Origin of the sequence: Peribacillus sp. Bi134, from assembly GCF_918698065.1 — a bacterium.
Classification (GTDB): domain Bacteria; phylum Bacillota; class Bacilli; order Bacillales; family DSM-1321; genus Peribacillus.
The window spans coordinates 1-26,913 of sequence record NZ_CAKKLN010000006.1 but is presented as its reverse complement, the minus strand read 5'-3'; the positions used below and the strand labels follow the sequence as shown (position 1 = coordinate 26,913).

Annotated in this window: 25 protein-coding genes and 1 pseudogene; 12 read left to right on the top strand and 14 right to left on the bottom strand. The window is 42.9% G+C overall.

What is annotated here, in order from left to right:
• Positions 1 to 85: 85 nt before the first annotated feature.
• The 4 genes from LQ188_RS13985 to LQ188_RS13970 form a co-directional block, all read right to left on the bottom strand.
• Positions 86 to 1,651, bottom strand: coding sequence for a glutathione ABC transporter substrate-binding protein (locus tag LQ188_RS13985; RefSeq protein ID WP_230177118.1), 1,566 nt, complete (start codon positions 1,649 to 1,651; stop codon positions 86 to 88).
• Positions 1,652 to 1,751: 100 nt separating this feature from the next.
• Positions 1,752 to 3,251 (bottom strand): chlorohydrolase family protein, encoded by a 1,500-nt coding sequence (locus LQ188_RS13980; protein WP_101224400.1) that lies wholly within the window; start codon positions 3,249 to 3,251, stop codon positions 1,752 to 1,754.
• Between the two features lies 1 nt (position 3,252).
• Entirely contained in the window at positions 3,253 to 4,761 is a 1,509-nt protein-coding gene (locus LQ188_RS13975; protein ID WP_101224401.1) for an amidohydrolase family protein, read from the bottom strand.
• Positions 4,762 to 4,827: 66 nt separating this feature from the next.
• Positions 4,828 to 6,384 carry a glutathione ABC transporter substrate-binding protein gene (locus LQ188_RS13970; protein ID WP_101224402.1) on the bottom strand — a complete coding sequence of 519 codons (1,557 nt, stop codon included), beginning with the start codon at positions 6,382 to 6,384 and terminating at the stop codon, positions 4,828 to 4,830.
• Positions 6,385 to 6,594: 210 nt separating this feature from the next.
• On the opposite strand from LQ188_RS13970, the gene nikC reads away from it, so the two are divergent.
• The 7 genes from nikC to LQ188_RS13935 all read left to right on the top strand — a co-directional run bounded on the left by nikC (position 6,595) and on the right by LQ188_RS13935 (position 13,336).
• Positions 6,595 to 7,497, top strand: coding sequence for a nickel transporter permease (gene nikC, locus LQ188_RS13965; RefSeq protein WP_101224403.1), 903 nt, complete (start codon positions 6,595 to 6,597; stop codon positions 7,495 to 7,497).
• 11 nt (positions 7,498 to 7,508) lie between these two features.
• The gene (nikB, locus tag LQ188_RS13960; protein ID WP_101224404.1) at positions 7,509 to 8,429 is read left to right on the top strand and encodes a nickel ABC transporter permease; all 921 of its coding nucleotides are present in this window, start codon (positions 7,509 to 7,511) and stop codon (positions 8,427 to 8,429) included.
• 9 nt (positions 8,430 to 8,438) lie between these two features.
• On the top strand, positions 8,439 to 9,464 hold the full coding sequence (locus LQ188_RS13955) for an ABC transporter ATP-binding protein (RefSeq protein ID WP_230177421.1): 1,026 nt from the start codon (positions 8,439 to 8,441) through the stop codon (positions 9,462 to 9,464).
• On the top strand, positions 9,464 to 10,453 hold the full coding sequence (locus LQ188_RS13950; protein WP_290370121.1) for a dipeptide ABC transporter ATP-binding protein: 990 nt from the start codon (positions 9,464 to 9,466) through the stop codon (positions 10,451 to 10,453). Before LQ188_RS13955 ends, LQ188_RS13950 begins: the two co-directional genes overlap by 1 nt.
• Positions 10,454 to 10,541: 88 nt before the next feature.
• Positions 10,542 to 11,309: a histidine kinase gene (locus LQ188_RS13945; RefSeq protein ID WP_101224407.1), complete on the top strand. Its 768-nt coding sequence runs from the start codon at positions 10,542 to 10,544 to the stop codon at positions 11,307 to 11,309.
• Positions 11,306 to 12,004, top strand: a complete 699-nt coding sequence (locus LQ188_RS13940) for an AraC family transcriptional regulator (protein WP_101224408.1) — start codon at positions 11,306 to 11,308, stop codon at positions 12,002 to 12,004. The genes LQ188_RS13945 and LQ188_RS13940 overlap by 4 nt, the downstream gene beginning before the upstream one ends.
• A gap of 3 nt (positions 12,005 to 12,007) precedes the next feature.
• Positions 12,008 to 13,336 carry a transporter gene (locus tag LQ188_RS13935; protein ID WP_230177117.1) on the top strand — a complete coding sequence of 443 codons (1,329 nt, stop codon included), beginning with the start codon at positions 12,008 to 12,010 and terminating at the stop codon, positions 13,334 to 13,336.
• 281 nt (positions 13,337 to 13,617) lie between these two features.
• On the opposite strand, the gene LQ188_RS13930 is transcribed toward LQ188_RS13935, so the two are convergent.
• Positions 13,618 to 14,205, bottom strand: a complete 588-nt coding sequence (locus LQ188_RS13930; protein WP_230177116.1) for an NAD(P)H-dependent oxidoreductase — start codon at positions 14,203 to 14,205, stop codon at positions 13,618 to 13,620.
• 120 nt (positions 14,206 to 14,325) lie between these two features.
• Here LQ188_RS13930 and LQ188_RS13925 point away from each other — a divergent pair, with 120 nt between their 5' ends.
• The gene (locus LQ188_RS13925) at positions 14,326 to 14,754 is read left to right on the top strand and encodes a MarR family transcriptional regulator (RefSeq protein ID WP_230177115.1); all 429 of its coding nucleotides are present in this window, start codon (positions 14,326 to 14,328) and stop codon (positions 14,752 to 14,754) included.
• An 83-nt stretch (positions 14,755 to 14,837) separates the two neighbouring features.
• Here the strand turns inward: LQ188_RS13925 and LQ188_RS13920 are convergent, their stop codons facing one another.
• Together LQ188_RS13920 and LQ188_RS13915 are read right to left on the bottom strand one after the other, a co-directional pair.
• The gene (locus LQ188_RS13920; protein ID WP_230177419.1) at positions 14,838 to 16,295 is read right to left on the bottom strand and encodes a protein adenylyltransferase SelO; all 1,458 of its coding nucleotides are present in this window, start codon (positions 16,293 to 16,295) and stop codon (positions 14,838 to 14,840) included.
• A 337-nt stretch (positions 16,296 to 16,632) separates the two neighbouring features.
• Entirely contained in the window at positions 16,633 to 17,052 is a 420-nt protein-coding gene (locus tag LQ188_RS13915; protein WP_101224413.1) for a hypothetical protein, read from the bottom strand.
• Positions 17,053 to 17,835: 783 nt separating this feature from the next.
• Between LQ188_RS13915 and LQ188_RS13910 the strand changes: the two genes are divergently transcribed.
• Positions 17,836 to 18,531, top strand: a complete 696-nt coding sequence (locus LQ188_RS13910; RefSeq protein WP_230177114.1) for an FHA domain-containing protein — start codon at positions 17,836 to 17,838, stop codon at positions 18,529 to 18,531.
• A 96-nt stretch (positions 18,532 to 18,627) separates the two neighbouring features.
• On the opposite strand, the gene LQ188_RS13905 is transcribed toward LQ188_RS13910, so the two are convergent.
• From LQ188_RS13905 to LQ188_RS13895, 3 genes are all read right to left on the bottom strand, one after another.
• Positions 18,628 to 20,430 carry a hypothetical protein gene (locus LQ188_RS13905; protein ID WP_101224415.1) on the bottom strand — a complete coding sequence of 601 codons (1,803 nt, stop codon included), beginning with the start codon at positions 20,428 to 20,430 and terminating at the stop codon, positions 18,628 to 18,630.
• Between the two features lie 801 nt (positions 20,431 to 21,231).
• Positions 21,232 to 22,197 (bottom strand): quinone oxidoreductase, encoded by a 966-nt coding sequence (locus tag LQ188_RS13900; protein ID WP_230177417.1) that lies wholly within the window; start codon positions 22,195 to 22,197, stop codon positions 21,232 to 21,234.
• 115 nt (positions 22,198 to 22,312) lie between these two features.
• Positions 22,313 to 22,459: a hypothetical protein gene (locus LQ188_RS13895; RefSeq protein ID WP_100298038.1), complete on the bottom strand. Its 147-nt coding sequence runs from the start codon at positions 22,457 to 22,459 to the stop codon at positions 22,313 to 22,315.
• A gap of 170 nt (positions 22,460 to 22,629) precedes the next feature.
• Here LQ188_RS13895 and LQ188_RS13890 point away from each other — a divergent pair, with 170 nt between their 5' ends.
• Complete coding sequence (locus LQ188_RS13890) at positions 22,630 to 23,154, top strand: GNAT family protein (RefSeq protein WP_230177113.1); 525 nt, start codon at positions 22,630 to 22,632, stop codon at positions 23,152 to 23,154.
• Positions 23,155 to 23,659: 505 nt separating this feature from the next.
• On the opposite strand, the gene LQ188_RS13885 is transcribed toward LQ188_RS13890, so the two are convergent.
• Together LQ188_RS13885 and LQ188_RS13880 are read right to left on the bottom strand one after the other, a co-directional pair.
• A complete protein-coding gene (locus LQ188_RS13885; RefSeq protein ID WP_101224418.1) occupies positions 23,660 to 24,490 on the bottom strand; it encodes an STAS domain-containing protein in 831 nt (276 codons plus the stop codon).
• Between the two features lie 127 nt (positions 24,491 to 24,617).
• Entirely contained in the window at positions 24,618 to 25,049 is a 432-nt protein-coding gene (locus LQ188_RS13880; protein WP_101224419.1) for an Lrp/AsnC family transcriptional regulator, read from the bottom strand.
• Between the two features lie 149 nt (positions 25,050 to 25,198).
• Here LQ188_RS13880 and LQ188_RS13875 point away from each other — a divergent pair, with 149 nt between their 5' ends.
• The gene (locus LQ188_RS13875) at positions 25,199 to 25,783 is read left to right on the top strand and encodes a DJ-1/PfpI family protein (RefSeq protein ID WP_101224420.1); all 585 of its coding nucleotides are present in this window, start codon (positions 25,199 to 25,201) and stop codon (positions 25,781 to 25,783) included.
• A gap of 187 nt (positions 25,784 to 25,970) precedes the next feature.
• On the opposite strand, the gene LQ188_RS13870 is transcribed toward LQ188_RS13875, so the two are convergent.
• Positions 25,971 to 26,126 (bottom strand): hypothetical protein, encoded by a 156-nt coding sequence (locus tag LQ188_RS13870; protein ID WP_230177111.1) that lies wholly within the window; start codon positions 26,124 to 26,126, stop codon positions 25,971 to 25,973.
• Positions 26,127 to 26,216: 90 nt separating this feature from the next.
• Entirely contained in the window at positions 26,217 to 26,387 is a 171-nt protein-coding gene (locus LQ188_RS13865; RefSeq protein WP_157831108.1) for a hypothetical protein, read from the bottom strand.
• Positions 26,388 to 26,708: 321 nt separating this feature from the next.
• On the opposite strand from LQ188_RS13865, the pseudogene LQ188_RS13860 reads away from it, so the two are divergent.
• Positions 26,709 to 26,913 (top strand): annotated as a pseudogene (locus LQ188_RS13860) (DUF1641 domain-containing protein); the annotation flags it as partial.

Below are 26,913 nucleotides of genomic sequence, written 5' to 3'. Positions count from 1 at the left end.
AAATATCGTTTTCCGAACCCCCATTCGTTTTACAAACTGAAAGGCTCACCCTAAAATGGATGAACCCTTTGTTCTTATCTGCGCATCACTTTATCGTTACGTCATTTATCTCCAGATAGCCTGAAGGGCTGATTGAAAATCCTTTTACATCTTTCGCGACTGCAGCAACATTTTCTATGACCCTTACAGGAATATACGGGGTGTCACCCATCTCGATTTCCTGTGCCTCTGCGTATAGTTCTTTGCGCTTCTCTTCTTCTTTTTCCTTCCTGGCGGCATCTATTAAACGATCAACCTTTTGATTGCTGTAAAAGAATGTATTGCCTGCCGCTCCCTGTGAATCGGTATGAAATAGATTATATTGATTATAATCAGCATCGCCGGTCGCGTTTCTCCAACTGATGATGAACATTTCCGATTGCCCTTTATTCACTTGTTCCACGAACGAACCGTACTCCATCACCTGTACCTTCAAATTAATGCCGATACCCTTCAGTTGGGATTGCAGGACCTCGGCCAAGTTAACTCTTTCTTTACTGTCCATTGTCAGGATGGTTGCATCCAGTCCCTCAGAATATCCAGCTTCGGCCATCAGTTTCTTTGCTTCCTTCAGGTTGTAATCATAGGCTTCGAGATCTTCGTTGTACCCGAATACTTTAGAGCCCATCAAGGAGTTCGCCTTTACTCCCACATTATTAAAGACCCCCTTGATGATCGAGTCCATTTCAATGGCATGAGCAATAGCTTTACGTACCTTTACATCATTGAACGGTTCATTATTGACATTGAACCCTAAATATTCGGTTCCATACCCTTCACTGCGGTAAACGTCCATTGCCGGTGAAGATTCCACCTGGTCCATTACAGCAACAGGAAGAGGCTCTGCGATATGGGCTTCACCGGTTTCTATCATCGATATCCTCGTGGAGTCTTCCGGGACGACCTTGAATAGGACCTTGTCCACTTTTGGCTCATCTCCCCAATAGCTGTCGTTTTTCTTCAATATGATTTCCTGGCCCGGGGACCATGAATCAAAAACGAAAGGACCTGTTCCATTCGGTTCCTGGATAATCTTTTTGCCATACTTTTCAATCGTTTTCGGACTGATGATTCCGCCTTCATGATTCGCCAATATCGAAAGGAGAGGGGAAAAAGGTTCCTTCAAAATGAATTGCACGGTAAATTCATCAACCGGTTTCACCTCTTTTACCATATCGAATACTACTGCTCTGGGAGAAGCGACCTTCGGATCTAATAGTCGATCAAACGTCTTTTTTACTGCGTCTGCATTAAATGGTGTGCCATCATGAAATTTCACATCTTCCCTAAGCTTGAATTCCCAGGTCGTGTCATTTATTTGCTTCCATTTTTCTGCTAGCATTGGCTGTATCTCACTATTCTCATCCCGTTGTACAAGACCTTCATAGATTTTATGGTGAGTGACGCTAGCGGCGTTAATCGTGGACATGAACTGCTGATCCAAATTCTCAGCGTCGGATAAGCGGGCAATAACCAATGTGCCCCCTTCGTTTGATGCTCTGTTCGGATCACTTGCTGTTGTGCTTACGTCATTGTTAGAAGAACAGCCTGTAATGATGATGGCCATGATCATGACTAGAAAAAACTTTCCTGTCCCACGTTTTAACCCCATGGACTTCGACCTCCCGATTTCATTTTTTGAACACTTATCTAATTATAGGAAATATTCTGACTATTCATTTCAAATATCTTTACTATGTTTTTCATTTTCTTTACTTGTTTTCATAAATGGCTTCTGGATCGCTTATCGATTCCACGACCTTGAATGATGGCTTAAACAATTCTTTCTCGGGAAGCTCCTGATAATCCCTTTCCATATATCCTTTTCTCATCTTTTTAAAATATTGCTGCCCCTTATATTTGATTTCCGTTAAATCAAGTTCGGGGATTATTTGATCCTTCATGACCACCTTTCCATTGATGATCGATAATTTAACGTCCCTCCCGGACCCGCTTACGAACATGGTTCGAATCGGATCATCGATTACCCCCATATGAAAACCATCCAAGTCAATCGCGATTATATCCGCCTTGGCCCCAACTGCGATGCGTCCTAAATCGTTCCTGCCAAGAAAGGCGGCCGCATCAATTGTGGCTGACCGAAAGAAATCGGCATATACAGAGCCTTCCGTTTCTCCTTCCGCCAGCCGTGAGAGCATGCTGCCTGTCCTAACGTTCTGGAACATATCCGGAGGGAATGTGTCCGTTCCAAGGGCTATATTGATCCCAGCCCGTTTATATTTAGCGAAAGATTCCAACCCTTCCCCATGCCTACCGATGATCAGCGGGCAATGAATCACCGTTGTATTCGTTTCAGCAAGCAGCTTCAAGTCATCGCCCTGGCCATATTTCGCTTTACTATATCCTGAAACAAAGTGGGAGTGCGGGATCCCTGTTCTTGGACCGAGAAAGCCAAGGTCGTATAAATATCTGATCGGTGTAACATGATGGGCTTCCCATATGGTGTTGAATTCAAAACTTCCTTGTGCAGCATGAAGCTTTATGGGTACTTCCAATTTTTCGCTGTAATATTTAATCTGTTTTAATTGCTCTGCCGTTTGAGACTCTATACGTTCTGGAGCAAGCATCCCCCTGACCATGCCTTCATAGGCTCCATCGAATTTCCCCACAAACTCGACCGCTTTCCGTAACCCTGCTTCACCGGCTTTTTCATCCCAATGCAGTTTAATTTTCCCGTCAGGCTGGACGACTCTCATTCCTGATTGGAAACTCGGACCAAGGTAAATCCTTAATCCCAATCCAGCGGCATGTTCTGCCGCAGCTGCCAATTCATCATAGGTTTCAGCCCAGCTTTTATAAAAAACGGAAGTGATGGGCATCGCCGTCGTCACGCCATGAAGAATGAGTTGTGAATAAGCATATAGTGATTTAAAAGCTTCTTCTTCCTCGGTCATTAATTCAGGATGTCCGCTTTTTATATAATTCTCTGACCAAAGAAGGTTTTTCTGTCTGTCGGCACCGGCTTCAAAATGTAAAATATCATGGTCAATGTCCCCTAATGCATTTAAATCTATGAACCCGGGACTGATAATGGCGTTACCGGCATCCATTACCTTGTCCACTTCTTCAGGATAATTTTTTCCGACATACAGAATCGTGTCTTTTTCATAAACGATTTCTGCGTTTTCCAAAATGACATGATCGTTTCCATCATATCCAATTACATATCTTCCTTTAAGCTTGGTTTTCATCTTATTCCCCTTTCACCATCACGGCAGCGTCTTCGCGTTCGTCATATCGCTTTTCATCTACATAGGCCCTGGCATGGCCCCAGAAGTATTTCGTCGGCTGCATATACTTTTCGAGCCCGGCACGCTTTATCGTTGAAAAGGCCTCCTCATTCGCTTCATCAAGCACTGTACTTTCATGGACCGTCCGTACTTTCCTTCCTTCCATGATCAATTTGCCATCCACGATGACATGCTCCACATCATTCGCCACTGCTTGAAATACAAGCCGGTGAACATGCATGAATTCAGGGGTCAGATGAGGCTGATGCAGATTGACCGTAATGACATCCGCTTTTTTCCCGATCTCAAGGGAGCCTATTTCATCATCCCAGCCAATGCATTTCGCAGCATCTATTGTGATCATTTCCAACAGCTTGCCTGGAGGTAAATAATAGTAGTCCCTAAGCGCTGCCTGGTGAACAAACTGTGTTTTCCTCATTGCCTGAAACATATCAAAGCTTGTGGAAGGGGAAGTCCCATCCGTGGAGATTGCCACAGTTGTCCCCATCTCCAATAATTCGGTTATCGGGGTACGGGCATGAACCTGGCCAAAACCAGGTGATGCACTGACGTTGGTACCTGTTTCAGCCAGTATTCTTGCCTCATCGAAGGAAATGCCACGACAATGCTGTAAATGGACATCTGGACCCAATAGGGCATTTTCCTTATCCTGTATCGCTAAATGAATCATCCCGCCAAAGGCATCTGAGTGAATTCGTGTTTTATATTTCCTGGCAATCTCCCTTATTTTCTTCGCTTGATAAAGGTCATGATCAGTCAGCCCATAAAGCCTGTCCGGTGAGGTGGGATTCGAGGGATCCACTGATGTAACGATGACAAATGGTGTAATGAAGGCTCTCGTGCGGTCTTCATTCGCATGGTTCAGCGCCTCGATTACAGCTTCCGCCCCCTGTAACACTTCTTCATAGGAAACTTCCCTTACCACTCGCTTTCCGTCGATCCACCGGCTGAATGAATGGGGCCATGGAGGGTTGCAAGGACCCGTGCATACCACATCCCTGATTCCCACTTCGGCGTATGCTTTTGCATGATTGATGGCGAAAATCGGTTCATCGGACCGCGGCATGGATCCCAACACGCTAACCCCAGTTGTCACGCCCGCCTTTAATCTCTCAAGCGAGGATAGCTTTCCTTCGTAATACCAAAAGTCATCCGTAACAAAATGCTTATACGCATTCGTCATGATCGGCATCCAAAAATCAATATTCTCCATTGCAATCGTTTTGAACATGGAATGCCCCCCATGACCATGAACATCTATCAATCCAGGCAATATGCACTGATGGCTGCAATCCATGACTTTAACTGCCTCATACTTCAATTTCAGTTTTTCCGTTGAATCTACGGCTAAAATCCTTCCTTGATGTATGGCAATGGCGCCATCTTGCAGAATTCTCCTGTTTTGATCCATGGTTATCACGGTCCCATGGATTAGCAGTAAATCTATCATATTTTCCCCTCCTAATTGAGAAGGCAGCATAACTTCCTTATGCTGCCTTCCTTTTGTGATAAATTCCTACTTCACGGTTACGTCATCAAGCATTAAATAATTTGCCGGATTCAGCCAAAGTCCTTTAACCGTCCCGCCATATACTGCCAAGTGTTCATAGTTACGGATAGGAACATATGGAACTTCTTCCCTTTCAATTGCCTGAGCCTTGGAATATAGTTCCTTACGTTTATCTCCATCCGATTCTTTACGTGCACTTTCAATCAATTTATCAACTTCCGGATTGCTATAGAATGAACTATTTCCCGCAGCACCTTGGGATTTGCTATTGAAAAGATTGTATTGATTATAATCTCCATCCCCGGTAGCATTGCCCCAGCCGCCTATCGCTACCTGGTGCTCACCTTTGGCTGTCGCGTCAATGTAAGCCCCGTACTCAAGGACTTGAATCTTGACCTTAATTCCAATTCCTTTTAACTGGGATTGAATCACCTCGGCCATATTGATCCTTTCCTTACGATCACTCGTCGTCAATGTAAACTCCAAACCATCCTTGACCCCCGCTTCAGTCAAGAGCTTCTTCGATTCATTAATATCATAGTCGTAGCCTTTTATATCCGGATCATAACCAAACACCTTCGGGCTCATTGTTGAATTCGCCCTCGTACCGACGTCGTTATAAACCCCTTTGATAATGGAATCAACCTCGATGGCATGTGCGACCGCCTTACGGACCCGTACATCATCAAAGGGTTTTTTCTTAACATTGAAGCTTAAGTATTCAACTGCAAGTCCCTCCGTGCGATATAAATCCATCGTGCCTGACGCTTCGATTCTATCAATCTCCGTCACTGGCACTTGATCGGTCACATGTGCTTCACCCGTTTCTATCATTGCAATCCTCGTGGCATCTTCAGGGACAACCTTGAATACCACCCCATCGATCTTAGGCTTATCCCCCCAATAGTCCTTGTTTTTCGAAAGTGCGATTTCTTCACCAGGCTTCCACGATTTAAAAACGAATGGCCCTGTCCCAACGGGGTTTTGAGCCAGTTTGTCACTATTTTCCTTAATCGCTTTAGGGCTGATGATGCTTCCTTCATTACTCACTAAAATCGATAACAGCGGAGCATAAGGATATTTCAGCTTGAATTGTACAGTCGTTTCGTCAACGACTTTAATTTCTTTGATCATTTCCAATTTACCAGCCTGCGGAGAAGCTGTTGCCGGATCCAGTACCCTGTCGAAATTGGTTTTCACCGCTTCGGCATTGAATGGAGCTCCATCATGGAATTTGACTCCCTCCTGCAATTTAAACTCCCAAGTGACATCATCCAGTTGTTTCCACTCTTTTGCGAGCAGCGGTTTAGGGTTCATGTTTTTGTCAGGAACGACCAATGTTTGATAAACCTTTTCATAAACGACGTTTGCAGATGGAATGTCTGTTATGAAATGAGGGTCAAGGGTGGTCGCATCAGATAATCGCGCGACGATCAGCGTTCCTCCTTCCTTCGCTTTTTCTACTGTTTCCTTACTGCCGGTTTCTTCTGTTGCACAGCCTGATAAAACGGATGAGATGCCTAATAAAGAAGCAAAGAGCAACCCAATCATACTTTTTCTCATTCTATTTCCTCCCTTTTCAACCTGCCTTTGTTTCTCCAAGTAACTTTCAGCTATGAGTACATCGGGCTTAATGTAAATTATAAAAAAAAACCGAATTTTATATTTTCAGAATCTTTACTCATTTTTTAATTATCTTTACTGCTTTTCCGCATCATATTTACTTCAATACCTTTTTTGAATAAATTGAATGAAAGAAAAGGAGGAAATCCAATGAAGCCAGAGGTCGTCATCAATAATACCGAATTGAATGTAAAAGAAAGAAAAACTCCGAAACTAAGACACTGGAAAGCTTTTTATAAAAAATTCAAGCGAAATAAATTGGCATTGGTAGGCGGGTACATCGTACTTTTTTATATTTTATTGGCTATCTTTGCACCTTTGATCTCACCTCAGGATCCCTATGAAATTGATTTAGTCAACAAACTCCAGACTCCGTCAGCCGAACATTGGATGGGTACAGATGATAAGGGAAGGGATATTTTAAGCAGATTATTATATGGAACACGGCTTTCATTAACGGTTGGATTTGTCTCTGTATTCTTCGGGGCGTTCATTGGCATACTCCTCGGGTTAACAGCTGGTTATTACGGAAAATGGATCGATACCGTCATTATGAGGATTGTCGATGTTCTGCTGGCTTTCCCGGGAATACTGCTTGCACTTGCGATCATTAGTGCCCTTGGTCCAAGTTTAATCAATGTAATGGTAGCGGTCGGTGTCTTTTCCATACCGATGTTTGCCCGGATTGTACGAGGTTCCACATTGTCAGTCAGGAAGCTGGAATATATCGATGCCATTCGTGCATTGGGAGCAACTGACTTCACGATCATCTGCAAGCATATTTTTCCGAATATTCTATCTCCCGTCATCGTTCAAGCCACATTACGTCTGGCAACGGCAATTCTGTCGGCAGCCGGATTGTCATTCCTGGGACTGGGAGCCCAGCCGCCCTCACCAGAATGGGGCGCGATGCTGAGCAGCGGACGGGATTATTTGTTCAGTGCCCCCCACATCGCTTTGTTTCCGGGGATAGCGATATCAACACTGGTACTTGGTTTCAACATCTTCGGGGACGGACTTAGAGATGCCCTGGATCCAAGAATGAAAAAATAGGAGGAGAGAAAATGTTCGTATTCATTATCCGACGGGTACTTCAAACGATACCGGTTTTACTGGGTGTAAGTCTTGTTGTTTTCCTCATCATGCAAATGGTCCCGGGAGACCCGGCAACACTGCTTGCAGGTGAAGGAGCGACTAAAGAAACGATTGAATCACTGCGTCATGAGCTTGGATTGGATCGTCCAATCCTCTATCAGTACGTTGACTATGTCCTTCATGCGGTTCAAGGTGACTTTGGAGAATCACTCCGCAGCAGCCGCCCTGTTTTGGACGAAATCATGGTCCGCTTGCCCATCACCCTTGAACTGGCACTTGCCAGCATTTTCATAACCGTTGTGCTTGGAATGATCGCAGGAATCATCTCGGCTACCAAGCAATACTCGGCAGCTGACATTTCCATCATGATCGTTGCTTTATTGGGAATCTCGTTACCTAGTTTTTGGCTGGGCCTCATGCTTATCTACTTCTTTTCCGTGAACCTTCATTTGTTTCCGGTTTCAGGTTGGGGAACTTTCAGCCACATGGTTCTCCCAGCCATAACCCTTGGGGCCGGCGGTGCGGCCATCGTTGCCAGGATGACCAGGTCGAGCATGCTTGAAGTCGTTCGCCAGGACTACATCCGGACCGCGAGAGCCAAGGGATTAAAAGAATATATCATCATTTATAAACACGGCCTGAAAAATGCGCTTATCCCCGTCATTACCGTAGTTGGCCTCCAGTTCGGTGCACTCCTTGGCGGTACGGTATTGACAGAGTCCGTTTTTGCCATCAATGGACTTGGGAGATTGATAGTCGATGCAATCAGAACGAGGGATTTGCCGATGGTCCAAGGCGGGGTCCTCATCGCTTCCGTTATCTTCGTATTCATGAATTTAGCGGTGGATGTCCTCTATCGATACTTTAACAAAAGAATAGACTTGAACTAAGGAGGTATGATGATGAAACAGGATGATGATAAAATACTGGAGGTAAAAAATCTGCAGACACACTTTTACACTGATGAAGGAACGAGTAAGGCAGTCAATGGAATTAGTTTCTCCCTCAATAAAGGGGAAACGCTCGGAATCGTCGGAGAGTCGGGAAGCGGGAAAAGCATAACATCACTATCATTGTTAAGGCTCATTCCATCGCCACCCGGTAAGATTGCCGGTGGCAGCATCCTTTTTAAAGGGGAGGATCTGCTTACGAAGTCTGAAAAACAGATGCGGTCCATACGCGGTAATGAAATTTCGATGATATTTCAGGAGCCGATGACTTCACTGAATCCCGTATATACAGCGGGCGAGCAAATTGCAGAAGCGATCAGGCTCCATCAAAAGCTGGGAAAAAAGGAAGCATGGAATAAAGCGGTCGACATGCTTCGGCTCGTCGGGATCCCCTCACCTGAAAAAAGGGCAAAACAGGAGCCGCATGAGCTAAGCGGCGGAATGAGGCAAAGGGTCATGATTGCCATGGCACTTGCCTGCCATCCTGAGGTTTTAATAGCGGATGAACCGACAACAGCACTGGATGTGACGATCCAAGCCCAAATTCTCGAACTGATCAAGACGCTGCAAAAGGATTTCGGGACGGCTGTCATTTTGATTACTCATGATTTGGGAGTCGTATACGAAACCTGTGATCGGGTTGCTGTCATGTACGCAGGGAAAATCGTTGAATACACTTTGGCCAAGGAAATATTCACAAACCCAAAACATCCTTACACAATCGGTTTATTAAACTCCCTTCCGCGTCTTGACATGGACCAGGAAGAACTGACTACAATTCCAGGGACCGTTCCAAGTCCTTACAACATGCCCAAGGGATGCAGCTTCGCTCCCCGCTGTGCACATGCGAAGAGCATTTGTGAACAAGCCGTACCGGATCTCCAGGCTATCGGCCCAAGCACCGAGGTCAGCTGCTGGATGTTCACCCCCCAATGGGAGAAGGAATATGACGCTCAAGAGAAGGTAGGGGTTTAATGATGAGTGTACCGGCTGCAGAGAAAAAGGTTCTGCTTAAAGTGAATCAATTGAAACAGTATTTTCCGATCAAGGGTGGATTTTTCGGAAGAACCATCAATCATGTAAAAGCCGTTGATGACATTTCCTTCGATATCAAACAGGGTGAAACCTTAAGCATAGTCGGCGAATCCGGCTGCGGAAAATCGACTACCGGAAGGGCAATCCTTAGATTGGATGAACCGACAAGCGGGAGCATTCACTTTCAGGACAGGGATTTACTGAGTTTAGGAAAAAAAGAAATGAGGCGTACCAGGAAGGATCTGCAAGTTATTTTTCAAGATCCATTTGCCTCCCTTAACCCGAGACAGACTATCGGCCAAATTCTCGGAGAAGCTTTAGCGATACAAAATGTAGTCCCTAAAGAAAAACGAAAGAGCAGGATCGAAGAATTATTGGGACATGTAGGGCTGAGACCTGAATCCATGGAAAGATACCCGCATGAATTCAGCGGCGGCCAGAGACAGCGGATCGGCATTGCGCGGGCTCTGGCAGTGGATCCAAAATTGATCATATGTGACGAAGCAGTTTCTGCACTGGATGTCTCCATTCAAGCGCAAGTGCTGAATTTATTAAAATCCTTACAGCGCCAGTTCGACCTTACCTTTCTTTTCATATCACATGATTTAGGTGTGGTCAGACATATCTCGGATCGGGTGATGGTCATGTATCTCGGAAAGATAGTCGAGATAGCCGATAAAAAGTCCATTTTCGAACAGCCCCAGCATCCATATACAAGGGCATTGCTATCGGCCATCCCAGTACCGAATCCTGTGCATGAAAGAGAACGGATCCTATTGACGGGTGATGTCCCCTCACCCATAGACCCTCCAAACGGCTGCCGCTTCCATACACGGTGCCCTTTCGTACAGGATATCTGTAAAACACAGCTACCCGAACTGAAACAATCTGCACAAAATCATCAAGTCGCTTGTCACATTGTGTCATAAGCTGTAGATTTCCGGAGGGGTCTTTAGTATGATACTAATAAACAGAATAATTCAAGTTATTTAAAAATATAACCAGCAGAGGTTCTCCATGCTAAGTTACGAGGGATTCACCTTAATTATCATGCTCTTCATTTTAGCTCCCATCATGGGAGCTATCGCTCTTTTATTTCTATTCATATTCGAGAAAAGGATCGACCTTCTTGAAAATAAAAACAAAGAGATCCGCCTGGAGCAAGCACTGCAAGAAGCACAATATAATAAATTGAACCAGCAAATCCAGCCACACTTTTTGTTTAATACACTAAATGTCATATTGGGCTTGGCCCGCCTGAACAGGACGGCTGAATTGATACGGGCCTTGGAGGCATTTTCGCAATTCCTGAAATTCAAATATAAAGCATCAGAACCATTGATCCCCCTTTCCCAGGAAATTCAGTATACCCAGCATTATCTCGACATCCAGACCCTTCGCTTCGGTGATCGGCTCAAGATTGACATGGATTGCCCGGAACCATTAGCAATCGCACTTGTTCCCCCCTTCATTCTTCAGACATTGGTGGAGAATTCGTTTAAACACGGTTTGGAAAAAAAAGTGGGTGAAGCCCTGCTGCATATCCGGTTTTATCTGGAATCGCAGATGGTGTATCTGGAAGTGGCGGATAATGGGTTAATGGGAAAGGAACCATTCGTTACGGACGAAGGCGGCCATGGCCTGGATAATATCCAAAAGCGCTTATATTTGTATTTCAATGATCGTGCACAATTGAATATAGCTTCTACTGATTCGGGAACTAAGGTAGAGGTATCATGGCCACTGGTTTTTGATAAGAAATCGGAGGAGGCGGAGCCGGAATGAATGTATTATTAGTTGATGACGAACCATTGGTCCTTGAACAAATGGAATATATGATTCAATCCATTTACCCTTTTTGGAAGTTTCACAAAGCTGCTGATGCCTGTCAGGCACTGACCCTCAACCAAAATCATAAAATCAACCTCGCTTTCCTGGATATTAACCTGCCGGGGCGATCAGGTCTTGAATTTGGTGAAGACCTAAGGGCGCTGAACAAAGAGGTCGAAATCATCATGGTGACCGCGCATCAAAGTTTCGATTATGCCCAGCAATCCATCAGGATAGGCGTGGTTGATTATTTAACAAAACCTGTAATAGAAAGTGATTTGCATAAAGTCCTGGCCAAGTATGACAAAAGGGAATCTTCCCACAATTATTCAACCCTTATTCACCATTCGCTTTCATTCATTCATGAAAATTATGCTGAAAAACTCTCCCTTTCGGACATCGCCCGTGAAGTGCATACCAATCCGACTTATTTAAGCAGGAAATTCCATGAAGAAGTCGGCACTTCGTTTTCGGAATATTTAATGCACTATAGAATAAAGGCCGCAAAAAGGACCTTAACCAATAACACCAGCTGGAGCATATCAGACGTCGCTGAAAAATCGGGTTTCAATAGCCAGCATTATTTCAGCACTTTATTCCGGAAGATAGAGGGAATCACGCCCAAGGAGTTCCGCGAGAAAGGAAAATGAACATTGCGATCACGTACATTTCAAGAATACGTACAAGGCCCCATTCAAATCGGGATGGGTTTAGGGATCATCTCCCTCCTGGCACGCTGGGTGACAGGAACCACGATATTATCCTCCCCCGAATCGATGGTGAAGTATGGAGTTTTCGGAGGGATCGGATACGCCCTGATGGGAGCGATCGCCCTGTTCATGTTCAGCTTCATCGGGAAGAGGGTCCGGCAGGACTTCCCCATGGGCTTGACCATTGGGGACTATTTAAAAGCCCGGCTCAATCCCCTCGGATATTGGATATTGATCGTGATTCTTGTCATAACCAGCTTACACATTTTATTCATTCAGGGAATGGCTGCGTCCACCCTATGTCAGTTTCTTTTCGATACGCCACTCTATGTCGGGCTGTTCTTTTTTTTCGGTTTCTGTGTCCTTTATGCTGGATTCGGCGGGTTAAAGCTCATTCATGGATTCGCAGCTTTTCAAGTCGTCTTTATGTTTGCCGCGGTTATATTAATTCCCTTATACTTTTTCGTCAAGGAAGGGATTCAGCCCGTTTATGATGGAATCCGTTTATACCATCCATACATGCTCGTAATCAATAAATATGATCTATGGAGTTTTCTTTTTGCAGGGCTTCTAGTCGGGTTCGGCCAGTTTTTCTTTGACCTGACATCATGGCAGCGATTATTGATGATAGAAATGAAAAAGGTTCGATTGACATTCTCTTTATCCGGCCTTATATGGATCATATTCCCGCTCTCCTTTTCATCCCTGTTCATCATGGTTATCTTTACGGGCGGCTTCACTGATATACACTCGATTCTGGCTGGATTGGCAAACAAAATAACGACACCATTCTTTTTCATCCTTTTTGTGCTCTGCGCTTTCAGTGCAATCACCTCAACATTCGGTGCCTGCCTGCATTCATTGGTAAGCCTGATCGTAGCCAATATTCTTGAACCATTACAAACAAAAAAAAGCGACCAGCAAAAAATAAGGATGGCCTGCCTGCTTTCAATCTGTATTGGAGGATTGGTTTTCATTGCTACACTCTTCTATTCCCCCAACCTATTGGAGCTCTTATTTTACTCAGGCAACATATACTCGGCATTACTTGCACCAATCCTTGTTATCGTATTCAGCAAAGGGAAAGTCGCTGACTACATACCGATAAGCGCGGTCCTGGCCATTGTCGCTTCATACATCATCCAGCCTTATGTAAGTGAATTCCAAAGCATATGGTTCAGCGGATTAGCTTCATTTACGATCCTAGTGATTTGTATGATCCTTACGCTTATCAAGAACAAATGGATATCCGTGAAAACAAAACGGGATTGATTGCGAAGCTGCACGGCAAAGTGGTTACATAACAAACTATGTAATCTGATACACGTAAATAGATAAAAAAAGAAAGGTCGCCGACATAAAGTCCCAACCCAATGTTGATTGGAACTCCTGCGGGAAAAACGTGTCCAAGGGAGACCCCGCAGGCGCAAAGAGCGCCGAGGAGGCTTCCGGACCGCCCACGGAAAGCGAGTGCCTGGGGTGGAAATCAAAAAAGCAAATCAGGTTCATAGCAAAATATACAAATCAAGTGCCCCTATCAATCGCGTAAAAACTTAGACTGCCACCTTTCTGAAATACCGATAAACCTTCTCTAGCTTTTGGGTTTGTTTCCCCTTTGGACTTTCCATATTTCCGAATTCAAAAAATTTCACTTTTTTGATTCCGACAAAATTGAATAGTGCTCTTTTCATCAATATTTTATGCGCATCATTCAACCAGAGAAGCGGATACTTTGCAGGTCCCTTCATCGTGGACACACATACGACCGACTTTCCTTTCAGTAGGCCTTCCGGGAACAATCCCTTTTTGTCCCTGTAGGCAAAATTCGCAGAAAATAATTGATCAATGTATCCCATCAGCATTGCTGGAGGCCTCCCCCACCAGATTGGATAGACAAAGACAATCTGGTCGGCCCAGGTAATCTGATTTCTATATTTTTCAAGCTGAGGATCACGATGCATATCACGCCTTCGTTTATGCTCATTGAACTCCAAGATCGGATTGAAGCCCTCATCATATAAATCCAAGACCTGAATCCCCTTTATGTTAGGGTTCTCCTGACTTCCTTGAATGACTTTTTCTAAAAAAGAATGGCTTAAGCTTTTATGATTTGGATATGTGTAGATGGCCAGCATGTTCATGACGTACCCCCTATTTACTTATCATTTGATAACAATCATATTACACCCCTTTTTTTGTTGTCAAATGATAATTGTATTTTGATAACACTTTTGTTATCTTCTCAGTAAGAGGTGAAAGTTATGGACAAAAAAGCTCTTTTTGAAAAAATGGTCACATTTACGACTTCCGTACATCAAGTCACACACGAATTGACACAAAACGCCAAATCCGATTCCATCACGCCGGTACAATATAAAATTCTTGAATATATAACAGTCAGTCAGCCTGTCACACCAAGTGAAATCAGTGACTGTCAGCATATCTCCATGCCTAACACGAGCCGTGAACTGAAAAAATTAAGCGAAAAGAATTTAATTGAAAAAATAAGTGATTCGGAAGATAGACGGAAACAATACATCCGCCTTTCCAAAGAGGGGGAAATGATGATGAACGAGGCTTTTGCAATCGTAGAATCCCGTTTCCAAAGCCGGCTGCAACATGCATCGAAGGAAGATTTAGCGGAAATTGACCGTGCCCTGGACATTCTTCAAACAAAACTTTTTTACTAATTAATACACAAAAAGGCTCCCGCAATTGAAGTTGACAAAGAATCGACTTCAATCGCGGGAGCTGCTTCATACATGTTTCATAATCAGGTGCCGCAAAAAGTTCGGTAAGGTTTTGTTGACAAAGGCAGTGCGGCGTATTCAGCTTGTTCCTCGCAGTGTGCATAAGGATTTGCAAGAACATCCAACAGCCGTTCCATCACGCCGTAGTCCCCTTGCTCCACTGCCGCTTCCAACGCTTCTTCCACCCGGTGGTTCCGTGGGATCACTGCAGGATTGCTGTTCTGCATCAACTGATTCGAAGATTCTTTCGATTCCTTCTGCCTGCCCAGTCTCGCCTTCCAAAGCTCTTGCCACTGAGCGAATTCCGGTGTCCCGAAAAGGACCGTATCCTCCACTTTATCAAAGGTCAAGGCACGGAAGGTATTAGTATAGTCGGCACCATGCTTTTTCATCATACTGAGGATGCCATTAATAAGCGCTTCATCCTGAGTCTCTTCGTTGAATATCCCCAGTTTCGACCTCATTCCCGCTAACCAATTAGAATGATACAGATCATTAAAAACGGAAATCTTATCTTGGGCCAAAGTAACGGCCTGATCTTGGTCATCATGCAACAGCGGCAATAGGGATTCAGCGAATCGCGCAAGATTCCAACCTCCAATAACAGGTTGGTTACCATAGGCATAGCGGCCTTGTCTATCAATTGAACTGAATACCGTTGCAGGGTCATAGGCATCCATGAAGGCGCAAGGTCCATAATCGATGGTTTCCCCGCTAATCGTCATGTTGTCGGTGTTCATCACCCCATGAATGAAGCCAACCAGCTGCCATTGGGCAATGAGCTCAGCCTGACGCTTGACCACTTCCTGCAGCAGCGAAAGATAACGGTTTTCATCGGATTCAATGTCTGGAAAATGACGCTTAATGGTATAGTCGGCAAGTGTCCGGAGTTCCTCGATCGTGCCCCATTTTGCAGCGAATTGAAAAGTGCCGACACGAAGATGACTCGAAGCCACACGAGTCATGATGGCACCAGGCAGCCCGGTTTCACGGATTACCGTTTCACCGGTCGTCACCACTGCCAGACTCCGGGTGGTAGGAATGCCGAGCCCGTGCATCGCCTCACTGATGATGTATTCGCGCAGCATCGGTCCAAGTGCAGCCCGGCCATCGCCCCCGCGGGAGTATGGCGTTCTTCCTGGACCCTTCAGCTGGATATCGACCCTCTCGCCTTCGGGCAAGACCTGTTCGCCAAGCAATATCGCCCGGCCGTCCCCTAACATGTTAAAATGACCGAATTGATGCCCAGCATATGCTTGAGCAAGCGGCGAAGCACCTTCGGGAATCTCATTTCCCGCAAATACCGCCACACCATCTTCGCTTTGCAGCGACTTAACGTCCAAACCAAGAGAATCCGCCAAACGTTCATTTAGAATGATCAACTCCGGTGAATGTACAGGAGTCGGGTTCGTGCTCGTGAAAAACTTTTCCGGAAGACGCGCATAGCTATTGTCTAAATTCCATCCTGTTTCATTAGTCATGGTTTCTCCTTTTCTTACTTTGACTTTTGTATAAATGTTCTTTCTCTCAAGATTCATATTAAAACACGCGGTATAACTCAGTTGCAGTCCATATTAATGTCTACTTCTGCCAATTAATTATACCGTTTCTGCATTAAAATGGCTCTTATAAAGTCGTTTTAAATCCATGGCGCCCCGGGATTTCATAGTACGATTGTGTGAAAATATCCTCATCGGTTCCCTTTGAATGAAAGAAGCAGGAACCCATAACGGTTCCTGCTTCTTCTCCTTTAAATATCAGCTTCCGTTTTACACTTGTGAAGCGGTTTAGCTCCCGTACAGATTTTAAGAATCTGTTTTATTCATTATTAAGCTCATCTTCATTTATATTAATCATCGCAGTATGTTTCCCGCTACTTAAAACTATTTTGATGATTCCTTCTCCTGACATTGATTCAAATGCACGAATTGTATCTCCTTTTATTTTTTCAGAGTATACCTTTTCTCCCGTTGAATCGATTACTATATATTCTAATTCACTACCAGTTTGATCTATGTAAATTGTATTCTTTTCTTTTAAAGTAGTTCTGATTTCTAGCGTTTTCTTTTTATGAATATAGCCAGAGACACTCATTTCAGCCACTAATTCTTTCGAGTTTTTAATATATGATGTATTAATTTCAAGTCCATCACGTGCCATTGTTCCTGAATCAGTATAAACATTCATTAAGATTAGTCCAAACAGCAAGGATCCTATTAGCACTATTAATTTTTTCATAATTAAAATCTCCTATCTCATTTTTTCAATCATGATATGAATACTCACTTTAGTGGCCTCGTTCAATATTACCCGCATTACTAACCGGGAAAATTGCATCTCGCTCAGAACTCCATCTCCTCCTCAAGCAATATTACTACAATTATGGCTGATATAGGTATATTTTATTATAAAAACTATTTTTCATGATAAAATTAACAATTTCATATGCCAATAGTTATAATTTCATCATGAAACATTATGCATCAAAAAAGCCTGCCATTGATTCGGCAGGCTTGTTTCTTTTCTTCTTATTGGTTCCGTCCTCCACCCATTCAAAGGTAGTCTTAATTCAGTAAAGTCAGGCTGATAAAGGCAATGCCAAATATACAGTACAGAATGAGGGTAAAGGGCTGGGGAAAAATAATATATACGATCATACTAATGATCATCAGCAGGATGCTGAAAGCATTTATCCTATCTCTCCACATACTCACCTTTGGTCAACTCCTTTTCCACAAGCGTAAGGTACATTTTCATCGCAAACTTCTTCCGGTGCTGAGGAAGTACTTCTCCCACAGTCAAAGCGAACATCAGCAAAAATAGAGTTTCTTCTTCATCCTTCGTTCCTCTTTGTTATAATGGCTGTGTGCCTAATTTGGATTTTTTTCATTTTTCGTTAGTAAGTAAGCGACTGATAATTTATAATTATAAAATTGAACCCACTAAATAGCCATGTAGCCAAAATGATAAATTCATGAAAATAATTTAAATTTTCAGATTTTTTTAAGGGGTATGAAGTGAATGATCTATAAAACTTTCAAGGTTGTATTGAGAACCATGCACAAAGGCCAAACCGAGGAATTCGCCTATGTATTTGAAGGGAAAAGCCTGCTGATCGGCCGAGCAAGCCAGCACTCCAAAGCTGATTTCAGGCTTTACAATGACTTTGTTTCCAGGGAACATTGCCGGATTTATATGGAGGAAGGGCAGCTCCTCATTGAGGATTTGGCAAGCAAACACGGCACCACCGTAAACCAGATGCCGCTCGTACCGGGCAATCCATGTCACATTGAACCGGGGGATTCGATTGCTTTGGTCAATGGATTGATTGAATTCATAATCTCCATCGACAACGATTTAACAATGGATTTCACGCCGGTGAACCCCGAGTTCCTGCAAACCGTCGCTATCAATGAGCACCTTCAGACTGTAATCATCAATGAAGAAGCACCCATTAAAATGCCGACCAAGGAATTCAATTGCTTTAAGCTCCTTTATGAAAATTTGGACAATCTTATTTCAAAGGAAGAAATTGTTCAGCAAGTCTGGCCAGAGCGAGTCGGTGATCCCGAGCAAATTGTGACGGCAGAGGAAATCGCTTCACTTCTGTACCGCGTGCGGAAACGGTTAAATGGGCACTTTGCAATAAAAGCCGTCATTCAAAAGGGATATTATATGGAATCCATCCATTCATTCAATTTATCGGACTTATCATGACAATCATTCGAAAACATGAAAAAAGCATTGCGGATGACAATGCTTTTTTTCATGCTTATATTGGAGATGGCCAGTTTATATGTCCACGATCCATTATCATTTCCTTGGCAAATCCAGATTAGTGAATTCATCGACTGGAACGATGCTTTCTTCCATATCCATCACCATCAGCACAACCCTGTCTCCTACATTCGTCAACACAATATCAGATAGCGCGTTGACACCAGGGTCCACCGAGAACCTCTTGGCATTGCCTTCGACGATTAAATGGAAGACGTATCCATTTGAAAGATTGGCATCATTGATCCTTAATACCTTCCCTTTTATTTCTTTCATCTCAAAACCTTTTTGAGGCGTCACACCGCTGACTTTCCCTAAAGAGGCAATCAGCTTTTTATAATTACGGAAAGCTTCGTCTTTCGTTTTCCCAAAGACCACTTGGGGATTATCGCTATTTGCGTAAACGATCGCCACACCTTGGAACTTGCTGCCCTTTGTAACTGGAATGACATAAGTGGGAGCACCGTAGATCGTATAGAAAATTCCATTAGTGGCTTTCCAGCCTGGATATTTAGACAAAAACTCACTCGCATTGGCGTTGGATTTTGCTTCCTTTCCTGTCAGAACGGACGTGACGCCTTTATAGTACGTCATTTCACCGGTCTTGGCATTGAAAACACCATAACCTACAAGGGTTTTGGAGTTGCCTTTTGATTTAGCCCGGGTAAAGTCCACTACATAAATCAATTCGCCTTTTTCGTTAAACGTAACTTGCATATTATCCTCATTAGGAATCAGGACATCTTTCTTCGGTCCAATCAAGGACTGGTTTTTCCACCCGTGAACATATTTTCCCCAGTAAGTCCAATATTCCAGGGCTGTTTCCAATGTGAATGTCCGATCTACCCATTTAGGTTCTTTTCCTTTTGGATAGTATTTCGTGTCACCCGTTTCCGGATTAACCAATACCACCCCGTCCACCACGGGACCGCTGCGGTATTTCAAATAATGTCCGACTGAAGCTACGAAGAAGGGCTTTCCATCTTCGTTCGGTTCCAAATATGAATCATGGATAATTTTATTCGGATATGCCTTGCGGATGGTCCTTTCCAAATCATGATTGAGGTACTGTGAGGGAGCATACAGCATCTTCCCTTTGACAGTACTTGCCCCTTTATCCGTCGATACGGCGGAAATCAGATTATAACCTGGCGTGTATTCCGCTTTCCCGGCTTTTAAAAACCCGTCCATTTCAATGGGTGATGTATAAGCCAATTCATCATTGATATTGGTCAGACGGTATTCGCCTTCAGTGAAATATGATGCATTTTCTATTTTATTAATCGCTGCATCGCCTTTTGCGTCAGCCATTTTCACTGTAACGAGCGGCATGGTTTTTATATCTTGAACTTCTTCCAGCTCTTTTTTCTTATCGACCTTCGCCAATCCATGCAGATCTGCGGCAAAAGTGAGCGGGTAAAACAGCATGATGACCCATGCGGCAATCAACACGACACCCATCAAACTGTTGAAATGTACGTTCCAAGGTGTTTTTGGCTGCTTTGCCGCTTCATTTCCCCTCCGATTCCGTCGGGTGCTTGAAGATTCACTGGCACTGTACATATACATTCTTGAATCGATGATGAGAATGAGCCCGAGAATAATGGCAAAACACGAAAAGAATGCAGCGGCAGTAAGATCCAGCAGCATGATATCGATAACGAAAAACAATACGGCAGCAGAAACTAAAAGTCTCAGCACTTGTTCAATGAAAAAAGGTATATCTTTTTTGGTGATTGCGTTTGTCCATCTCTGCGGAATCAAGGAAAGTCCTAATATGGCAAATGGCATTTTCATTAAAATTCCTTTTAAGATGAAACCGAGTAGTGAAAGTATCATGGTTTGAAATGTCTCTCCTTGTCATGTATGTTTCCATTTACCCATTTTATCACTTTTGTGCAACTAATTTACTATTTTTTTAATATAGCGAAATAACGTCAAAATACTTCCAAAACTATTTACCTCAACGATGCTACTTTTACCGATTTAATGTTTATATAGACTCTATAAAAGGATGGATGCCAAAGGGGACGAAGCCTTATGATTTATGAATAAACTTACCAATACCTATTAAGGAATGTATCTTCCACTGAATTCGATACGTGATTGTATGCATTGCTCCACAGTGATTGAGACGGGGTCATTCAGAGCCCGCTTCATATGATGGCCCGGGAGTCAGAACAACAGAAAAGTACTTAAGGCAGATCATCCATATATTCACCGCACCACAAGGATCACTAAAAAAAGTGTTTGTCTCTCATTACCTAATCCTGCTATTCATAAGTTTTCCAAGGGAACGGGTCCGTTCTCTTTTTTTGCTTGTAACGAACGCCTGAGGATTGAAGAATGACGATTGTTGTTTGGTGATTGGCCCATTGTGGATTTCTCCTCTGAATTCGCGTGTTGCATATGAATCTTGTGGATAAGCCAACTTGGTCATCAAGTTGTTTTGACAGCAGGTCATAACCCCTGTAAGGACAAGGACATTTATCTGGAGTTATTCTAAGGGTAGAATGGGTCTATAATAAGGAACTTAAAAAGGTTCTGATTCATCAGTATGAATAAGGTATTGAATGTGACAGGACGCTATACGGGTAAAAGAAATGGGCCCCCATTTAGAATGGAAAGCCCCATGACCTGTTATGGTATTAATAATATTTTCCCCGAACTCTTCCGGCTTTCAAGAAGTCTATGCGCATCCGCCCCATTTTCCAACGAAAAAAGAGTCGGTTCTGTGATGTGGATTTCCCCTGACAGAATCCATTGGAATAGCTCTGCTGTTCTTCTTGTCCGTTCTTCATGAGTAGTCAGGACGTTCCAAAGGTCACCACCAATTAATGCCTTGGATGTATCCATTAACATTCTCGGGTCGATCTTTTCTGGATCACCGCCTGCCATCCCAAAAAATACGACAGTTCCTCCAATCTTAGTCGCACTGAAACTATCCATCAAGGTTTGACCCACTGATTCATAAACAACATCAACGCCTTTACCACCGGTTATATCCTTAATGGAATCCACCCAGTCCGATTCGTAAAGGATAACATGATCCGCACCTATTTGTTTGGCAACAGCCGCTTTATCATTCGATGAGGTCAAGCCAATGACCTGACCGCCATTCATCCTGATCATCTGTGTCAGTAATTGACCGACTCCCCCTGCAGCGGCATGGACCAGAATGATTTCCCCTTCTTTAACTGGATGGCTGTCATGAGTTAAATATTGGGCAGTCAATCCTTGAAGTAAAACGGAAGCGGCCGTTTCAAAGGAAATGCCTTCAGGCAGCGGTAAAAGTTTATCAGCTGGAACTGAAACCAGCTCCGCGTTGGCATGGGGAACATCAGCAAACCCGACGCGATCACCCACTTTCACATGACGGACATCTTCCCCGACATATTCGATGACCCCTGCTCCTTCATACCCTAGAATGAATGGGGGATCACCCACCAAATGATAATTCCCTTTCCTTCTATATACATCAGCAAAATTCAATCCGATTGCTTTCATTCGAACGATCACGGCTGATTTTGAATGTTCAGGTTCTGCAATTTCCCTTACAGACAGAACTTCCGGCCCGCCGAAATCATCAAAGACAAGTGCTTTCATCATCCTAACTCCCTTCAATGGTTCTTCATTCTTTAAGATATAGGATGAACCCTTTGATGGCAAGAAACACAAATGACCGCCCTACCCTTAAAGGCTAGAGCGGTCACTAGGTTACTCAATCTGTATTGGAGCCAGGACCGTTCTTTCGTTTATTCGCAGAGTATTCTTTACCGTGGGCTTCATGTTCTGCAATGATATCCGCTTTCGGAATATGGTTATTCTTTTTCGGTGAAGCGATACGGTTGCGGTGTTTTTTTCCCATGATCTATCTCCCCTTCATTAATGCTGTTTTAGGTTGAACTGTTTAATGCATCTAACGTTTTTAGCTTGTCCGATTATCACCGAAATCACCAGAAAATTAGGCACTTCATAATAAAGGAAAAACCTTCGTGGAGCCCGAATAGATAGAAAACTGATATAGGAGGAGAAAAAATGTTTCCTTTATTGAACACGGAAAGGTTACGCTTACGGGAAATTCATGAAAGTGATGCGGAAGCTCTTTTCCAATGTTTATCAAAAGATGAAGTCACCCGCTTTTATGGCCAGGACTCATTGGAAAATGTCGAACAGGCGAAGGATATTGTAGCATCTTTTGCGAAAAACCATCGTGAAAAACGAGCCATAAGATGGGGAATTGAAAGAAAAGATACGCAGGAATTGATTGGCACCATCGGTTTTCATGCCCACAGTCCCAAATACAGACGAGCGGAAATCGGTTATGAAATCCATCCTTCACATTGGCGCAAAGGATTTGTGTTAGAAGCGCTTAAAGAAATTATCGCTTACGGTTTCAACGACCTTGATTTAACCCGCATCGGCGCGGTCGTTTTTCTGGAAAACCAGCCATCAAGTGCGCTCTTGCTTAAGCTGGGCTTCATTCGGGAAGGAATATTAAGGAGTTATATTTACCAAAACGGTATCCCTCATGATACATATGTCTATTCCTTGCTGAAGTGAAACCAACCTTCTTTGGAAGGTTGCACAGAAGAAATTGGCGACACTCCTGCTGATAACTGGCAAGACGAGACCTGCTAGATGCTTGCTTTGATGAGGGCTTGGCAACAATCGGGAGCGGGATTTAATGCGTGGACCGCAAGACAAATGCTCCGGAATCCGAAGTAGAGTCGAATAAATTTGTGAACGGTCGAATAAACCGCCGGGTAGGTCGAATAACTCCTTCAACGGTCGAATAAACTGCTGGGTAGGTCGAATAAAGTTTCCGGCGGAGATCAAATGGAATTTTTTTAGAAAAAACTGGAGGCAAACTGGATTTTCTTGAATTCATCAAAAATTGGGGGTTCGGAATAGATTCACTCTGAACCAAGATTCAGTTCTTTTCGGAGCATCTGTTCCCCATTCCATATACTTATTCGAATATGATAAAACAGCAAATAAATTACCTTAATATTCCAAATTACCCACAAAAAAAAGTCACCAAAACATGGCGACTCCACTTCACGATTTAGGTGACTACAAGATAGTCCTTCAAGGCCTGCTGCAGTGTACCCTTTGTTTCTGCTTTATTATCGAGCTGAATTCCTGAACGGATCATTTTCGTAACAACCTCTGGGCGTAATCCAGTCACCACAGCTTTACACCCCATCATTGCCGTACCATCGAGGATTTTCATCAAATCATTGATCATTTCAACTTCCATTTCGATGATACCGGACAAATCCAAGATCAAGGTCTGTATCCGCAGTTTACCTATCTCCATCAATACTTTTTCTTCGATTATCTGTATTCGTGAATAATCGATTGTCCCGATTAACGGAAGGACACAGGTGGTGGAAGTTACGGGAATGATAGGGACGGATAGATTTTCAACCAAGTTTTGCTGAGCGAGAATCAATTTGTCTTTATAATCGGAGTAACTGACGAAAAAGGATTTAAGAAAAACGTCAACACTTTCATTCACTTTTTTCTCTAATTCAAAAAAGACCCTAGAATCCTCAATAAACGCTTTCTTATCTTGTTCAAACTTATAAAGAAAGGTCCAAAGCGTTCTGCGAAGGGCTTGAATCCATTCCAGCTTGAATGAAAGCGTCAAGGAGTGGGTTGCCCACGTAACTCCCTCTTTTTCGGCAAAGGCAATCATATCCGTTTCATTATGTTCCACTATATATCGAATGAGCTTATGTGCATTATTCAAAAGGTCGACATTTCCAATCAGTAAAATTTCTTCGATTTTATCCCTGACATTGACCGCTGCTGATAAAAGATATTCTTCAAACTCACTTTTATTCTGCAAAAGGAATTCCATTATTTTATCTTCCTCATAAACAAAACTCACTCTCTCCACTCCCTTTTTGAACATCCAACTGTGATTTTTGTTACTATTTACTTTCTATATTGGTGGAGTTTTTTCCTGCTAATTGGTCATATATTAAAAAGTTGGCAAGTAAATGGGTTAAAGCCGGTTAGATCTCATCTCCTGAAAAAACATTTTTCGATGCGGAAGAGAATATCAGATGGGTGGACGATTTCCCATATTTAATGGCTTCATCGACGAAGTCTTCCAGCGTTTCCATGGAAAATGTACTTATTTTAATAAGATAACTGTATTGACCGGCTAACCGGTGGCATTCCAGAACTTCCGGATGGTTCAAGCTGAATTGATAAAAGTCTTTGCATCGATCCGTTTCGAATAATATGAATGCCGTTATGCTTCTATCAAGTTTTTCAAGGGATATTTCTGTTTTATAACCTTTAATCACTCCGCTTTCCTCTAATTTATTCACACGTTCTTTCGTTGCTGGAGCCGTTAAGGAAACTTCATGTGCCAGTTCTTTCATGGACATGCGACCATTATTCTCCAGTAAGGAAAGTATTTTTTTATCCGTTCGATCCAATTCAATCACCCCTACTTTTTTTATAAATCGATTCCTTTCAAATACATTATAAAATAAATATAAAAGGAATGATTACGTAATTAATCGTATGTATTAGGGGGTTTTCTTTTTATATAATTAATTCAAATATAAACAAGGGGGACACTGCTATGAAAAAAGTATTGCTGCTGCTATCCAATGGATTCGAAGCGGTTGAAGCAAGTGTGTTTACAGATGTATTGGGATGGAATAAATTAGAGGGTGATGGCACCACAGACCTGGTTACGGTGGGACTTCACGAACAATTGAAATGCACATGGAATTTCATCGTGCAGCCCGAACTGACCCTCGATCAAGTGAACCTGGATGACTTCGATGCTTTGGCCATTCCAGGAGGTTTTGAAGAAGCCGGTTTTTATGAGGATGCCTATGATAAGAGGTTTCTTGATGTGATCAAGCATTTTCATAATAAGAACAAAATCATAGCAACCATTTGTGTAGGTTCTCTCCCACTAGGAAAAAGCGGGATATTGAATGGAAGAAAAGCCACAACATACAACCATCCAGCCAGTAAGAGACAGAGGCAGCTAAAAGATTTTGGTGCGATTGTCGTAAACGAACCGATTGTCGTTACGGACAATATCATTACATCCTACAATCCATCCACAGCTTTCGATGTTGCCTTTACGCTCTTGGAAATGCTCACTTCAAGAGATAATTGTGAACATGTGAAGGAATTGATGGGTTTCCATTAAGAATGTCTTAGGAACCTATACAATTTGGATGTTGATTTCCCGTCCAGGCGCTCGCATTCCGCAGGCAGTCGGCGGAAAGGGAGCCGAATTTCTGAAATCAACTAAATCTCTTTTTAAAGGAAAAAACTGCAGGCAAACTCGTTTTCTTCGAGTTCGTCTGCAGTCTAAGGTTCCTAATGTTTTCACGTTACTTCCAATAAGCCAACGAACAGGTTTTCATGGATTCACGGAACTGTTTCGTTGATTCTGGCAGGACTTTATTCGTTGCATAATCGATGATGACACCATACTGGCGAATGACATCGAGACTATCCAGCTCTCCCTTACCGAATTTATCTTCCACGCTTTGTATGTTTTCCTCAAGCCATTGTTTGCGGTTGTTTTTGATATTGTTGTGTAAGCATAACTGTTTCGCTATGCTTACACAACAATATTAATTATCAGGTGTTACCGATGTGCCTTCCTCACTGTTTTTGAGGTAAACTTCAGAAATTCCATTCATACCTTCCGATAGTTGCGCTTTGGTATATTCCATACTGCCAACCAGTTTATGAAGCTTCTTATCATTATTCTCTTCTGTAAGTTTAGATTCTGAATCAGTCACATTTTTTCACCTCCATCATTTAGGATGGCAAATCAAGATGGAAATATGTATGACAGGCTTCGATGTTAGACCCCCTCTTAAAGTCCATTATAGGTAAATAATGGTAACCACTATTAGAATCTGTACTTAAAATAAGCAGGAAAAGATTATTTTAAGAATCTTTTTTAAAAAATCAGCTGTTTTCAAGCCACTAAAGGGATATACTATAGGATAGCATTTATTACATTTTTGTTAGTATTTTTTCTGGTCACACATTGTGTAATATTTTACAAGTTTTTCTATTTACCTCAACAAAATGCTTATTGCAAAGGAGAATTGGATATGTCAGAAACGATTACCCAATCACAAACTGAACAAATTAATGCCCGCCAAAAACAATTAGATGTACTGGACCAATTATTAAAGCCTGAGGTTCAGGAATCATTGAACACTTTAGTTGAGCAGTTACCAAAACTGACTGAGTTAGTGAATATTTTAACAAAGTCTTATGATTTCGCTCAATCGGTTGCGACTGATGATGTCTTGA